Origin of the sequence: Drancourtella sp. An12 (genome assembly GCF_002160935.1) — a bacterium.
In the GTDB taxonomy this organism is placed as follows: Bacteria; Bacillota; Clostridia; order Lachnospirales; family Lachnospiraceae; genus Sellimonas; species Sellimonas catena.
In genome coordinates, this window is the sequence record NZ_NFLO01000001.1 from 22,910 (window position 1) to 37,915 (window position 15,006).

The following is a 15,006-nucleotide window of genomic DNA, read 5'->3' on the forward strand; positions in this document are numbered from 1 at the left end:
CCCTTCCCTTATACATCCAGATTCTTCACGTATTTCGCATTTTCCTCGATGAACTCACGTCTCGGTTCGACCTTGTCTCCCATCAGAGTCGTAAATGTCAGATCCAGTTCCGAGGATGTCTCTTCATCCATCGTCACACGGATCAGAATTCTCTGTTCCGGATCCATCGTCGTCTCCCAGAGCTGATCTGAATCCATCTCACCAAGTCCTTTGTATCTCTGGATCTTGTTATTCTGGTCACGTCCCACTTCCGCGAGAATGGATGCAAGCTCCTCATCGCTATACGCATACCAGACTTTTTTATTTTTCTCAAGTTTGTAAAGCGGCGGTTTTGCAAGGTATACATGTCCTTCTTTGATCAGATCCGGCATAAACCGGTAAAGGAATGTCAGAAGCAGGGTACTGATATGTGCCCCGTCCACATCCGCATCGGTCATGATGATAATCTTGTCATACCGTAGCTTGCTGATATCAAAATCTTCATGGATTCCGGTTCCGAAAGCTGTAATCATAGCCTTGATCTCCGCGTTTGCGTAAATCTTGTCCAGTCGTGCCTTCTCCACATTCAGAATCTTACCACGAAGCGGCAGAATCGCCTGGGTCGTACGGTCTCTCGCCGTCTTTGCGGAACCGCCGGCGGAGTCTCCCTCTACAATGTAGATTTCACAGTTTTTCGGATCCTTGTCGGAACAGTCCGCAAGCTTTCCAGGCAGAGACATGCCTTCCAGCGCCGACTTTCTTCTTGTCAGATCACGCGCTTTTCTCGCTGCCTCTCTCGCTCTTTGTGCCATCACAGACTTCTCAATAATTGTCTTTGCCACAGCCGGATTCTGCTCCAGGAAAATCTCAAGCTGGGAGCTTACGATACTGTCGACCGCTCCTCTTGCCTCGCTGTTTCCAAGCTTCTGCTTTGTCTGTCCCTCAAACTGAGGCTCCGGAAGTTTAACACTGACAATGGCAGTCAGTCCTTCCCTGATATCTTCACCGCTCAAGCTCTGCTCATTTTCCTTGATCAGTTTATTCTTCTTTGCATAAGCGTTGAACGTCTTTGTCAGAGCATTACGGAATCCCACAATATGAGTACCACCTTCCGGTGTTGTAATATTATTGACAAACCCGTATGTACTCTCTGTGTAGGAATCGTTATGCTGCATTGCAACCTCCACATACACATCATCTCTTGTGCCCTCACAGTAGATAATCTGCTCATAAAGAGGCTGCACGCTTCGGTTTAAATAGCTTACAAATTCGCGGATTCCTCCTTCATAGTGGAAGGACTCCTCCCGTTTTTCCTCTCTGTCGTCTTTTAATGTGATCTTCAGATTTTTTGTAAGGAATGCCATTTCACGGAGACGCTGTCTTAACACTCCGTAATCAAACACTGTCTCCTCAAAAATCGTCTCGTCCGGAAGGAAAGTGACTTTCGTTCCGGTTTTATCAGGGTCACATTCCCCGATTACAGTCAGCGGAGTGACGACCTTGCCTCTCTCATAACGCTGTTCATGAATTTTGCCGTCTCTCCATACTTCTACTACAAGCCAGTCTGAAAGCGCATTGACAACGGATGCCCCTACTCCGTGAAGACCGCCGGATACCTTGTATCCTCCGCCTCCGAATTTTCCGCCGGCATGAAGTACCGTAAATACGACTTCCACGGCAGGAAGCCCGGATTTATGGTTGATGCCGGTTGGAATGCCTCTTCCGTTGTCAATGACTGTCACGGAATTATCCGCGTTGACCGTCACTTCGATCGTATCACAAAATCCCGCAAGCGCCTCATCCACCGCATTGTCCACGATTTCGTACACAAGGTGGTGAAGTCCTCTTGCAGAAGTGCTGCCGATATACATTCCTGGTCTTTTGCGGACCGCCTCCAACCCTTCCAAGATCTGGATTTGATCTCCACCATATTCTGCGCTCATACTGATCCTCCTATTAATTTTCATTTGTTACATGTCCATTCTGGACAAGGAACACTTTATTGATTGAAAAACGATGATTCACGAACTCTTCCACACCGGTACAAGTGATCAGAGTCTGAATATCGTGTATGCTGTCTAATAAATAGTTTTGCCTGTGTTTATCAAGTTCAGACAACACATCATCCAAAAGTAAAACCGGCGTGTCATGAATCACCCGCTTTACGATCTCAATCTCCGCAAGCTTCAGGGAAAGTGCCGCTGTACGCTGCTGTCCCTGAGAACCGAACTTCCGGATGTCCATATCATGGATCCGAAAGCAGATATCATCCCGGTGTGGACCCGCAGAGGTACTCTTCATCCGGATATCCCGCTCCCGGTTCTTTTTCACCGCCTCCTCAAGGGACATCTCCCCTGTGGACGGTTCGTACTCCATGACAAGCCGTTCCTTTCCCCCGGTCAGCTTTTCATGTATCTCTCCGACGATCTCATTGATCTCCCGGATAAACTTCCGCCTTCCTTCCATGACCAGCTCCCCGTACCGGATGAGCTGCAGATCCCAGATGTCCAGCGTATCTCTTAAATTATCCTGAAATGCCATCTCTTTTAACAGTCGGTTCCTCTGGTTGACCACCCGGTTATAGTCCGCCAGGTTGTTCAGATAGATCTTATCGAGCTGGGAGAGCTCCAGATCCATGAACCGTCTCCTCTGAGCCGGACCATCCTTGATAATATTCAGATCCTCCGGTGAAAAAAACACCAGATTAATGATCCCGAACAGTTCGCTTGCACGTTTCACCGGCATCCGGTTGATGGCCGCCCCCTTCGGGCTATTTTTTTTCAGATGGATATCGATTCGAAAAGGAACCCCATTTTTCAGAACCTCGACCTCAATATGGGATTCCTCTTTTCCAAACGAAATCATATCCCTGTCCTTTGTTCCGCGGTGCGACTTCGTCGTGCCTGCAAGGTAGACCGCCTCAAGAATATTCGTCTTTCCCTGGGCATTATCCCCGTGAAAAATATTTGTGACAGGATGAAATTCAAGATTTAAAAGTTCATAGTTTCTAAAATTTTTTAATTTCAATGACTGGATGATCATGCCGCACCTGTCCGCTATTTCTGTATTTTGATTTCCTGTCCGTCGAAGGATACGACGTCCCCGTCATACAGCTTTCTTCCGCGTCTTGTGTCGACACTTCCATTGACCTTCACAAGGCCGTCCTGGATGACTTCTTTCGCCTCTACCCCGGATTCACAAAGTCCGGCGGCTTTCAGCGCCTGTCCAAGTTTGATAAATTCATCCCGAAGTGTAATTGTCTCCATCTGGTAACCTCTTTCCTTTAGATTGCGTTAAAGTTGACCGGAAGGATCAGATATACATAACTTTCCTTCTCATCCTTGATAAAGCATGGAGCCTTCGCATTCATAAAGTAGAGCGCGACATCCTCGTCATCGATCACTCTCAGGGCATCGATCAGGAATTTCGGATTGAATCCGATCAGAAGATCCTTTCCTTCTTTTGTGATAAAAATCTCCTCATCCATGGATCCAAGCTGTGACTGAATCTTCAGCTCCATTGTTTCGTCGCCGATCTGAATGATGATCGGACGCTTGTCTCCTTCTTTTACAAGAAGCGTTGCACGGTCAATACAGTTTAACAGTTCTTTTTTATTAATGTGTACCTTCGTCTCATAATCGCTTGAGAGCATCTGCTCAATGCGGAAATACTCTCCCTCGATCAGACGGGATACGACAACAGTCTGATCAAATTCAAATACAATATGATTTTCTGCAAAGTAAATCTGTACTTCGCTCTCGGCATCGCCGGATAAAATCTTGCTGATTTCTGTGAGTGTCTTTCCTGGAACGACAACTTTTTTATGGTCATAGTTGTCTTTCAGCTCAATCTTCCGGATGGAGATTCTGTGACCGTCCAGTGAAACTACTTTCAGAATGTTATCTTCTACTTCAAACAGCTCACCGGTCATCAGCTTGTTGCTCTCTGTATCAGCAATAGAAAAGATTGTCTGGCGGATCACTTCTTTTAATGTATATTGTGATACCAGAATGGATTCGTTCTTTTCAATATATGGAAGGTAGGCGAAATCACTTCCGGATTTTCCGGCAATCTGAAATTTCGCTTTCTCACAGGTAATTAATGTTTGTTCATTTTCATCCGTTGTGATAACGATTTCACTATCCGGGAGCTTTCTGACAATTTCAGAAAAGATTTTTGCATCCAGAGCAATCATACCAGGCTGTACAATTTCACCTTCGATAATTGTTTCGATTCCAAGTTCCATATCATTTGCTGTCAGTTTGATTATATCGTTTGTCGCATCAATCAAAATACATTCCAGAATCGGCATTGTTGTTTTAGAAGGAACTGCTTTGGAGACGATTCCCACACCTTTTGCCAGATTGGATTTTGTGCAGATAATTTTCATGTGTATAACTCCTTTCGCTGAGCCAGATAAATTTTTATATATAAGATATCCGCATTCGCCGCCTTAGGATGTGTGGATATGTGCATAACCTGTGCAAACCCGCGCCAGTTCGTGGATTCCGGGATGGAAATCTTCGTTGAACGGGCTTGGATTTCATGAGGATGAATGCAGGAAAACCATCAAAGCGGACTGATTTTCTTTTGAATGATACTGATTGTATTTTTCAGAGAATCATTGTTTTCCATATCTTTCGACACTTTATCCACACCATGTTTCACAGTCGAGTGGTCTCTTCCGCCAAGTAAGGATCCGATCATTTTCAGAGGGGTGTCTGTCATGGAACGGCAAAGATACATGGCAATATGGCGTGCGCTTGTTGTCTTTGCATCGCGGCTTGCGCTCTTTAAGTCCGCTACAGAGATCCCGAAATGTTCGGAAACTGTTTCGATGATCAGTTCCGGCGTGATCTTCCGGTTTTCATCCGGCGAGATCAGATCTTTTAAAGCCTCGGCTGCAAGTGAAATATTGATCTCTTCGTTCTTTAATTTATACAGTGCGATCAGTTTGTTAAGAGAACCTTCCAGCTCCCGGATGTTGGATTTGATGTTAGTCGCAATAAACTGCAGAACATCTTCCGGAATATGGTAGCGTTCCAGCTGATCGGATTCGATTTTTTTCTTCAGAATTGCCATTCGGGTCTCGTAATCCGGAGCCGAAATATCAGCGATGAGTCCCCACTCAAACCGGGTACGAAGCCGTGCCTCCAGTGTTTCGATATCCTTAGGAGGTTTGTCCGAGGAAATGATGATCTGTTTTCCGGCCACATGCAGGTGATTGAATGTGTGGAAAAACTCTTCCTGGGTACTCTCCTTTCCTATAATAAACTGGATATCGTCAATCAGGAGCACATCGACATTTCTGTATTTATCACGAAAAGCAGTCATCGGAAGTTCGTTTCCTGTTTTACCGCTTCTGAGGGATTCGATCAGTTCATTGGTAAAGGCCTCACTTGTCACGTAGAGAACCTTTTTCTTCGGATCTTTTTCCAGAATAAAATGAGCAATCGAATGCATCAGATGGGTTTTCCCAAGTCCTACACCTCCGTAGAGGAATAAAGGATTGTATACTTCACCCGGTGATTCTGCAACTGCAAGGGATGCGGCATGGGCGAAATTGTTGTTTTTGCCGACGACAAAGGTATCAAATGTATAGCGCGGGTTTAAGTTTGCACGCTCTATCATAAGAAGATTGTCGTTTTTCTTTGTGTGTGCCGCTGCTTTTTTCTTGTGAGCATTTGCTATTTCTTCTACCTTTTCCAGTTCGCTCGGGTTATCCGGAATAAATTTGACATCATACTCGATTCCGGTAATTTCAGCGATCGAAACTTTAAATGGAAGGAGGTATTTTTTCTCTATGTAATCGATATAATCACCGGTCCCATCTAACGTCACGAGAATATAGACGGTATTTTCAATTACATCATAGACTTTTAATGGAAGAATCCATGTTTTAAATGAAACGTCGGAAAGACTATGCTCAAGTCTTAAATTTTCAATTATTTCATTCCATTTTTCTGTTACGATGTCCATTTTGATGACTCCTAATCTTATTGTTTTAGTACTGTCCGCCTGTCAGAGACGTCTGATCAGGACATGACTGAAAAGCACAGCAAAAAACACCCGACACAAAAAAACGGGCCGGATTTTCGCTGCGATCTCGTGAAATAAATAGATTCACTCCCTTATATATTACAACAAAAAGATTTCAAGTGCAATGTAAAATCGATGTGGATAAGATTTTGAACAGTGGAAAACCGCATGAAACCGGAAAAAAAATGACGAATTTAGTAGAATCCAACATGTTTTCCACACAAAATCACAAAATTATCCACAAAATGTTGAAAACATGTGGAAATCAGCGTGTAAAGCATTCAGGAGCAGATAAAATTGTCCCGGTCCTGTGGAAAGGAGCTGTATAACTGTGGATCCTTGTGAAAAAACGTAAAAAAATCACGGAATTACTTGACTTGCAGGGGGTTTTTGACTATAATCAGACGTGGTGTCTTTTAGCAAAGAACGATATTAATGTACTTATATTTATATATATAAGTTTCAGGTTAAGGAGGTGGAAAGTAATGAAAATGACATTTCAGCCAAAGAAACGTTCCAGAGCGAAAGTTCATGGATTCAGAGCAAGAATGAGCACGGCAGGCGGAAGAAAAGTTCTCGCAGCCAGAAGAGCAAAAGGAAGAAAAAGATTATCAGCGTAGGCCGCATATATGTGGCCTTTTCTTCTATACAGAATGAAGAAAAGGCGGATAATCTGCGTACCGTAGAACATATCAGGAGCATACGGCAATGCAGTTTTCAGAATCATTGAAAAAGAACAGGGATTTTCAGCTGACCTATAAAAAAGGAAAATCCTATGCAAACAGATATCTTGTCATGTATGTCAGAGAGAATGGTACCTCGGGCAACAGACTGGGACTTTCAGTCAGCAAAAAGGTAGGGAACAGTGTAGTCCGTCACAGGGTTACACGGCTATTGAGAGAAAGTTATCGACTGCAGGAAGAGCATTTCCGGCGTGGATATGACATAATTATCATTGCACGGGCTTCGGCAAAGGACAAAAGCTATCAGGAAATAGAAAGTGCAGTGGTCCATCTCGGAAAACTTCATCATATATATTTACAGGACACACAGCAGGATTCTTCGGATAAGGGAAATGAAATGGAGATGAAACGATGAAAAAACTGTTGCTTGCAGTAATTCGTTTTTACAGAAAGCATTTATCAAAGTACAAGCTGCCGACACAGCACTGTATTTATACGCCGACCTGTTCGGAGTACGGACTGGAGGCAATCGAGAAGTACGGAGCCTTAAAGGGAGGACTTCTTACGGTCTGGAGAATACTCAGATGTAATCCGTTCCACCGGGGAGGATACGATCCGGTACCGTAATTAAATAATACCTGAATATGGAGGAGAACTGATGGAAGGTTTATTATTGACACAGTCATCGGCTCCGATCGTCGGCCAGATTTCCTGGCTTCTGGGGCATCTGATGAACGGAATTTTCAGTGTGCTTAGTAATGTATTCCATATTGAAAATATTGGTCTTTGTATCATTATTTTTACAATCATTATCTATACACTGCTTCTTCCATTGACGTACAAACAGCAAAAGGCGTCAAAACTGACCGTTGTAATGAATCCGGAGCTTAGAAGGATTCAGAACAAATATAAGAACAAAAAAGACCAGGCATCGATGATGAAGATGCAGGAAGAAACCAAGATGGTCTATGAGAAATACGGAACTTCCATGATGGGAGGCTGTTCGCAGCTTTTGATCCAGCTGCCGATTCTGTGGGGGCTGTTTTATGTAATCCGTAATATCCCGGCTTATGTAGACGGAATCAAAGAAGTTTACATGCCGCTCGTAAATCAGCTTTTGTCCACCGAAGGCGGACAGGCGGCAATGGAGGCGCTTGGTAAGACGAATGCGATTGCAATGGATCCGTCCAGATATAAATTCAGCCAGCCCAACGTTATGGTGGATGCGCTTTACAAATTTCAGGAAAGCAGCTGGGATACTCTGGCCGACAAACTGCCGGATCTGGAGTCGCTGATCCGTTCTACTCAGGATAGTCTGACACATTTGAATTCTTTCCTCGGAATCAATATTGCGGAAACTCCACTGAATATTTTCATGAATTCGATTCAAACAGGAGCTGTTATAGCGGCAATCCTGGCTCTGTCTATTCCGATTATTTCGGGATTGACACAGTATATCAGTATGAAACTTTCACCGACGGCAGCGCCGACAGAAAATGACAGCAGTGACAATTCCATGGTAAATTCCATGAATGCAACGATGAAGATCATGCCGTTATTTTCAGTGGTAATGTGTTTTACATTCCCTTCCGGTATCGGACTTTACTGGATCGCCAGTGCAGTAGTACGTATGATTCAGCAGCTTGCTATTAATAAATATCTTTCCAGGATATCGATTGAAGAACTGATTGAGAAGAATCAGAAAAAAGCGGCGAAAAAGAGAGAAAAGAAGGGCACAAACGCACAGAAACTTTCTGAGATGGCTCAGGTTCACGCAAGAAGCATTGAAGAGCCAAAACAGAAAAAGATGACAGAAAAAGAAAGAGAAGAAGCCTTACAAAGAGCGGCTGAGAAGAGCAAAAACGCAAAATCAGGAAGCCTCGCAGCGAAAGCAAATCTGGTAAGACAGTATAATGAAAGTAATCATAAAGACAGTCAAAAGAAGTAAGAGATGAAGAAAGAGGTTATCAGGATGGGTGAAATTACAGTATCAGCAAAAACAGTGGATGATGCAATTACAGAAGCCCTGATCCAGCTTGGTGTTACAAGTGATATGCTGGAATACGATGTAATTGAAAAAGGAAGCAGCGGTTTTCTTGGAATCGGAAGCAAACAGGCTGTCATCCGTGCATGGAAAAAGAAAACAGTAGAAAAAGAAGATGAATTAGAAGAGCTTAAAGAAGAAATCCAGGAGGTTATCTCTGAGGTAAAAGGCGAAGAAAAAGCAGTAAAACCGGAGATGAAATCCGAGGTAAAAGAGAAAAAACCGCGCAGAGAAAAGAAAGAGCGGAAAGAAAAAAGAGAAAAAGAAGCGGCTGAAGTGAAAGAAGTAAAAGAAACAAAGCCGGTTCAGGAGAGTAAAAAGCTCGCAAAAGTGCAGGATGAGACAATTGCAGCATGTGAGAAATTCCTCACAGACGTGCTTCACGCAATGGATATGGAAGTTAAAATTTCATCCCGTATTGATGAAGAGGGCGCCCTCGAAATCGTGATGGATGGAAAGAATATGGGAATCCTGATCGGTAAGAGAGGTCAGACACTGGATTCTCTTCAGTATCTTACAAACAGAGTAGCAAACAAGACACAGGATGGATATGTGAGAGTGAAGCTGGATACAGAAGACTACAGAAGAAGAAGAAAAGAAACTCTCGAAAATCTTGCGAAAAACATTGCCTACAAGGTAAAGAGAACGAAGAAACCGGTTGCTCTGGAACCGATGAATCCATACGAAAGAAGAATTATTCATTCTGCTCTTCAGGCAGACCGTTATGTGACGACACACAGTGAAGGAGAAGAGCCTTACAGAAGAGTCGTAGTAACCTTAATCAGAAATAAGTAAAGATAGAAAAAGGGCTGATTTCCATGACAACAGGAGAATCTGCCCTTTTTGTTTTTTGAACAGGAAAATATTTCCAGTGCAGAATATGCAGGAACAAGAGAGGGTGCAGACATGATGAAAGTAACGGAGACAATCGCAGCGATCTCGACAGCCATGTCGGATTCCGGAATCGGAATTGTAAGGATCAGCGGACCGGATGCATTTGAAATTGCAGACAGGATCTATAAAGGGAAGAAAACACTTTCCTCGCAGCCATCTCATACCGTACATTACGGGTGGATCAAGGACGGGGAAAATACGATAGATGAAGTGCTGGTGATGCTTATGAAAGGGCCGCACAGCTATACAGGAGAAGATACCGTGGAAATCGACTGCCACGGAGGAGTCTTTGTCGTCAGAAAAATACTGGAAACCGTACTGAAAAACGGTGCCAGAGCTGCTGAACCGGGTGAATTTACAAAGAGGGCTTTCCTGAACGGAAGGATGGATCTGTCGCAGGCAGAGGCGGTCATAGACGTCATTCATTCCAAAAATGAGTATGCCCTGAAGAATTCAGTCAGTCAGTTGAAAGGAAGCGTACAACGCAAAATCAGCGCCATGAGGGAAGAAATTCTGTATCATACAGCCTACATTGAGTCTGCCCTGGATGATCCGGAGCATATTTCTCTGGACGGATACGGAGATACCCTTGTGGAAAAAGTAGAGGAATTGTTGAAAGAACTGAAAAAACTGATCGATACTGCGGATAACGGCAGGATGATGCAGGAAGGAATCCGGACGGTGATCGTAGGAAAGCCAAATGCAGGGAAGTCCTCTCTTCTGAATGCGCTGGTAGGAGAAGAGCGGGCCATTGTGACGGAGATTGAGGGGACGACAAGGGATATTCTGGAAGAGCACATCCAGTTAAACGGAGTCAGCCTGAATATTATGGATACGGCCGGAATCCGAAAGACAGAAGATGTGGTGGAAAAAATCGGCGTCGACCGGGCGAAAAATCAGGCGGAAGATGCGGATTTGATTATTTTTGTAGTTGACTCATCGCGAAATCTGGATGAAAATGATTTTGAGATCATGGAGATGATCCAGGATAAGAACGTGATTGTTCTGTTGAATAAGTCGGATCTTGAGACAAAGGTGACAAAAGAAATGATCCAGGAACATCTGGATAAGCCGATGATTGAGATTTCAGCAAAGGAAGAAGAGGGAATCTACGAACTGGAACAGACCGTAAAGGAGATGTTTTTCCGGGGCGAGATTGCTTTTAATGATGAAGTCTATATTACGAATGTGAGACAGAAAGAGGCTCTGGAACAGGCCTTTACAAGCCTGAAACAGGTAAAACGAAGTATCGAAGACGGCATGCCGGAGGATTTTTATACGATTGATCTGATGGATGCATACGAAGCACTTGGAAGTATTACGGGAGAAACGATAGGAGAGGATCTGGTTAATGAAATATTCAGTAAATTCTGTATGGGAAAATAAAGACGTGTACGATGTTGCCGTAATCGGCGCCGGACATGCGGGCTGTGAGGCGGCCCTGGCGGCGGCAAGACTTGGGATGAGGACGATTGTCTTTACGGTCAGCATGGAAAGCGTGGCGATGATGCCGTGCAATCCGAATATCGGTGGAACATCAAAGGGGCATCTGGTAAAAGAGGTGGATGCTCTCGGCGGAGAGATGGGAAAGGTCATCGACCGCACATTTATTCAGTCAAAAATGCTCAACCGTTCCAAAGGGCCTGCGGTTCATTCATTGAGAGCGCAGGCGGATAAACAGGAGTACAGCAAGGCCATGCGTATGGTGCTGGAAAACCAGCTGGGGCTGGATTTAAAGCAGGCGGAAGTGGTGGATATTCTCGTGGAAGACGGGAAAGTTACCGGAGTACAGATCATCTCCGGTGCCATATACCGCTGTAAGGCCGTAATCCTCTGTACAGGGACGTATTTGAAGGCGAGGTGTATTTATGGTGATGTCAGCATAGAAACCGGCCCAAACGGCCTTCAGGCGTCCACATACCTGTCTGACTGCATGAAGAAGCTCGGTGTATCAATGTACCGTTTTAAGACAGGAACTCCGGCGAGAATCGACCGCAGATCGATTGATTTTTCCAAGATGGAAGAGCAGAAGGGAGACGAAAGAATTACACCGTTTTCCTTTACAACAGATCCGGAATCGGTGCAGAGAGAGCAGATTTCCTGCTGGCTGACGTATACGAATGAAAAAACCCATGAAATCATCCGGAATAATCTGGACAGATCCCCTCTGTTTTCCGGCGCGATCGAGGGAACCGGACCGAGGTATTGTCCGTCTATCGAAGACAAGGTCGTAAAATTCGCAGATAAAAACAGGCATCAGGTATTCATCGAACCGGAGGGAGAATATACGAATGAGATGTATATCGGCGGAATGTCCAGTTCTCTCCCGGAGGATGTACAGTATGAGATGTACCGTTCTGTACCGGGGCTGGAGCATGCGAAGATTGTGAGAAATGCCTATGCGATTGAGTATGACTGTATCGATGCAAGACAGCTTTATCCGACGCTGGAATTTCGGAAGGTGGAAGGGCTCTACAGTGCCGGACAGTTTAACGGAAGCTCCGGATATGAGGAGGCTGCGGCACAGGGACTTGTAGCGGGCATCAATGCGGCGCAGAAGATTCTTGGCAGGGAACAGCTCATTCTGGACCGTTCCCAGGCTTATATCGGTGTTCTCATCGATGATCTGGTTACAAAAGAGAGCCATGAACCATACAGAATGATGACCTCCAGGGCAGAATACCGCCTCCTGCTTCGTCAGGACAATGCGGACCAGAGACTGACGAAGATTGGGCATGAAATCGGGCTGGTTTCAGAAGAACGGTATGAAAAGCTTCTGGAAAAGGAAAAAATGATTACATCTGAGATAGAACGAGTAGAACATGTAAATGTAGGAACTAGTGAAAAAGTACAGAATCTGTTAATACAGTATGGAAGTACTCCGCTGAATTCCGGAGCAACCATTGCGGATCTGATCCGGAGACCGGAGCTTCATTACAATATTCTGGCTTCAATTGATGAAAACAGGCCGCAGATTCCGGAAGAAGTGGCAGAGCAGGTTGATATTAATATTAAATATGACGGATATATCAAGCGGCAGATGCGGCAGGTGGAACAGTTCAAGAAGATGGAGAAAAAGAAAATACCGGAGGATATTGATTATAACGATGTGAAAAGCCTTCGGATTGAGGCAGTGCAGAAGCTGAGCGCGCAGCGTCCGGTATCCATCGGACAGGCATCCAGAATATCCGGGGTTTCACCGGCAGATATTTCCGTGCTGCTGGTCTATCTGGAGTCCATGAGACGGGCTTAACGGGAAAGGAGAAGAAGAGTGGATAAGGTGTTTGAAGCAAGATTAAAAGAGATCGGTCTTTCCCTGACGGACAGACAGTACGAACAGTTTGATCAGTATTATGATATTCTGGTGGAATGGAACAAGGTAATGAATCTCACCGGAATTACAGAATATGAGGAAGTGAATGAAAAGCATTTCCTGGACAGCCTTTCGATTGTCAAAAGCTGTGATATGACAAAGGTATCATCATTGATCGATGTGGGGACCGGAGCCGGATTTCCGGGAATTCCGCTTAAAATCGTCTTTCCGGAGATCAAAGTTGTGTTGCTGGATTCATTAAATAAAAGAATCCGTTTTCTGAATGAGGTAATTGCAAAGCTGGGACTTAACGGAATTGAAACGATCCATGGAAGAGCAGAAGATTTCGCTAAAAAGGCGGATTATAGAGAAAAGTTTGACCTTTGTGTATCGCGCGCAGTGGCAAATCTGGCCACTTTATCGGAATATTGCCTTCCTTATGTAAAAGTTGGCGGCTATTTTGTACCGTATAAGTCGGAAGAAGTGGATGAAGAAGTAGAACAGGCACGCAATGCGGCAAAAATTCTTGGAGGAACAATCGAAGAAGTGTATAAGTTCAAGCTGCAGGGAACCGAGATTGGCCGTTCATTCATTAAAATTAAGAAAATCAAATCTACGGCAAAGAAATATCCGAGAAAAGCAGGCCTGCCTGCAAAAGAGCCATTACAGTAATAAAAAAATGAGTGTTTCACGTGAAACACTCATTTTTTTTGTTATTTTGGATCAAGAAGGATCTCAACCTGTTCGCAAAATTCTTCCGGTTTTTCAATGTGAGGATAGGCTTTTGTCTCTCCCATGGAGACAATTTCGATTGACGGAAGGTATTTTTGATACTGGGATGCGTTCTCATTAAAGAGAGGATTCTCAGCACCGGTAATAATAAAGATACTGTGTGTGATCCTTGAAAGGAATGGTGCAAGGTTCACATTCGTATAGTTTCCGCGGATGCTTGCAAACAGGTATCTGGAATGCATATGATCCAGATGAGCAGACTCATAATAGGTATTGACCATAAGCTCATCGATCTGAGCAGGATCAAAGAATGCTTCTTCCGATTTTGCGGCAATCCGTCTCCGGCAGAACAAGATATTATAAAGGAAAGTGCCAAGCAGTGGCATATTGATAAAGTGGTATAATAATTTGCTACGCTTGGAAGGTATTTTAGCCAACTCATGCAGGCTCTGCGGATTAACGAAGATCATTTTATCAATTAGTTCCTGGCTGGAGGTTGCTGTCATTGCTACAAGAGGAGCAGAAGCACCAGTGGCGATGACATCTACAGGTTCATGGACTACATGTTTGATAAAATCGGAAATCATCTGTACATACAGAAAATTGGTATAGGTCAGGTTTGGCTTATCTGACTGACCACATCCGAGAAGATCTACCGTATAAACAGTATGCTCCCTGGAAAGTAAAGGAACAATGTGAGACCACTCTACAGATGAGCTTGCCGGAGCAAGATCGTGGAGCAGCAGCAAAGGCTTCCCAGTGCCGCATTTTCTATAATGAATCTTCCCAAAACGCCATTCATAATCAGATTCATTCTCTTTGTGAAGCAGATTATGCAGTGTAGAGAGATGATGAATCGTTCTGTTTATAATATGTATTGTAGCTGCACATAAGGCAGTCAGGATAACAAAAGATCTTATTTTTTTCTTCATAAATTCGGCCAACTTTCATAGTTATTCTTATGATATATTATACTACATTGGATAGAGCAAGAAAAGAAGTGAATGTATGAAATTTTCGACACGATTCTTGTTTTGGTTATTGCTCATCGAGAATTCAAGGCGCAGTGGTTTGGTGCAAAAAGAAAATGTTTCACGTGAAACATCATGTGTTTGAGGGACGATTTTAGTTTGAAGATAAAGATCTGGTTTTGTTCCAAAATGTTCCACGTGAAACATTTTTGCCGAAATCGGAGCTGCACGGCTGAATTGACACGAGTTTCTTGATGTTTCACGTGAAACATGCTACTGAAAGTTGAGTTATGGAGCTGAATGGCCACGAAATTTTTTTGTTTCACGTGAAACATTTCACCGAAATCTGAA

General features: G+C 44.0%; 14 protein-coding genes. 8 read left to right on the forward strand and 6 right to left on the reverse strand.

Annotated features, from left to right (window positions below; all coding sequences use genetic code 11):
• Positions 1–8 precede the first annotated feature (8 nt).
• The 5 genes from gyrB to dnaA form a co-directional block, all read right to left on the reverse strand.
• Entirely contained in the window at positions 9–1,922 is a 1,914-nt protein-coding gene (gyrB, locus tag B5E64_RS00120) for a DNA topoisomerase (ATP-hydrolyzing) subunit B (RefSeq protein ID WP_087166507.1), read from the reverse strand.
• A 13-nt stretch (positions 1,923–1,935) separates the two neighbouring features.
• Positions 1,936–3,021 carry a DNA replication/repair protein RecF gene (recF, locus tag B5E64_RS00125; RefSeq protein ID WP_087166508.1) on the reverse strand — a complete coding sequence of 362 codons (1,086 nt, stop codon included), beginning with the start codon at positions 3,019–3,021 and terminating at the stop codon, positions 1,936–1,938.
• A 14-nt stretch (positions 3,022–3,035) separates the two neighbouring features.
• Positions 3,036–3,245, reverse strand: coding sequence for an RNA-binding S4 domain-containing protein (locus B5E64_RS00130; protein WP_087166509.1), 210 nt, complete (start codon positions 3,243–3,245; stop codon positions 3,036–3,038).
• Positions 3,246–3,262: 17 nt separating this feature from the next.
• Positions 3,263–4,369 (reverse strand): DNA polymerase III subunit beta, encoded by a 1,107-nt coding sequence (gene dnaN, locus B5E64_RS00135; protein WP_087166510.1) that lies wholly within the window; start codon positions 4,367–4,369, stop codon positions 3,263–3,265.
• Positions 4,370–4,548: 179 nt separating this feature from the next.
• Positions 4,549–5,958 carry a chromosomal replication initiator protein DnaA gene (gene dnaA, locus B5E64_RS00140; protein ID WP_087166511.1) on the reverse strand — a complete coding sequence of 470 codons (1,410 nt, stop codon included), beginning with the start codon at positions 5,956–5,958 and terminating at the stop codon, positions 4,549–4,551.
• 545 nt (positions 5,959–6,503) lie between these two features.
• On the opposite strand from dnaA, the gene rpmH reads away from it, so the two are divergent.
• The 8 genes from rpmH (at position 6,504) to rsmG (ending at position 13,624) form a co-directional block, all read left to right on the forward strand.
• Complete coding sequence (rpmH, locus tag B5E64_RS00150) at positions 6,504–6,638, forward strand: 50S ribosomal protein L34 (RefSeq protein ID WP_024733939.1); 135 nt, start codon at positions 6,504–6,506, stop codon at positions 6,636–6,638.
• Positions 6,639–6,726: 88 nt separating this feature from the next.
• On the forward strand, positions 6,727–7,116 hold the full coding sequence (gene rnpA, locus B5E64_RS00155; RefSeq protein WP_087166513.1) for a ribonuclease P protein component: 390 nt from the start codon (positions 6,727–6,729) through the stop codon (positions 7,114–7,116).
• Positions 7,113–7,328 (forward strand): membrane protein insertion efficiency factor YidD, encoded by a 216-nt coding sequence (gene yidD, locus B5E64_RS00160; protein WP_087166514.1) that lies wholly within the window; start codon positions 7,113–7,115, stop codon positions 7,326–7,328. Before rnpA ends, yidD begins: the two co-directional genes overlap by 4 nt.
• A gap of 31 nt (positions 7,329–7,359) precedes the next feature.
• Positions 7,360–8,649 carry a YidC/Oxa1 family membrane protein insertase gene (locus B5E64_RS00165; RefSeq protein WP_087166515.1) on the forward strand — a complete coding sequence of 430 codons (1,290 nt, stop codon included), beginning with the start codon at positions 7,360–7,362 and terminating at the stop codon, positions 8,647–8,649.
• Between the two features lie 24 nt (positions 8,650–8,673).
• The gene (gene jag, locus B5E64_RS00170) at positions 8,674–9,540 is read left to right on the forward strand and encodes an RNA-binding cell elongation regulator Jag/EloR (protein WP_087166907.1); all 867 of its coding nucleotides are present in this window, start codon (positions 8,674–8,676) and stop codon (positions 9,538–9,540) included.
• Between the two features lie 114 nt (positions 9,541–9,654).
• On the forward strand, positions 9,655–11,025 hold the full coding sequence (gene mnmE, locus B5E64_RS00175) for a tRNA uridine-5-carboxymethylaminomethyl(34) synthesis GTPase MnmE (RefSeq protein ID WP_087166908.1): 1,371 nt from the start codon (positions 9,655–9,657) through the stop codon (positions 11,023–11,025).
• Positions 10,991–12,892, forward strand: a complete 1,902-nt coding sequence (gene mnmG / locus B5E64_RS00180; protein ID WP_087166516.1) for a tRNA uridine-5-carboxymethylaminomethyl(34) synthesis enzyme MnmG — start codon at positions 10,991–10,993, stop codon at positions 12,890–12,892. Before mnmE ends, mnmG begins: the two co-directional genes overlap by 35 nt.
• Positions 12,893–12,910: 18 nt before the next feature.
• Complete coding sequence (rsmG, locus tag B5E64_RS00185; RefSeq protein ID WP_087166517.1) at positions 12,911–13,624, forward strand: 16S rRNA (guanine(527)-N(7))-methyltransferase RsmG; 714 nt, start codon at positions 12,911–12,913, stop codon at positions 13,622–13,624.
• A gap of 41 nt (positions 13,625–13,665) precedes the next feature.
• On the opposite strand, the gene B5E64_RS00190 is transcribed toward rsmG, so the two are convergent.
• Positions 13,666–14,616 carry an alpha/beta fold hydrolase gene (locus tag B5E64_RS00190; RefSeq protein ID WP_087166518.1) on the reverse strand — a complete coding sequence of 317 codons (951 nt, stop codon included), beginning with the start codon at positions 14,614–14,616 and terminating at the stop codon, positions 13,666–13,668.
• Positions 14,617–15,006: the final 390 nt, after the last annotated feature.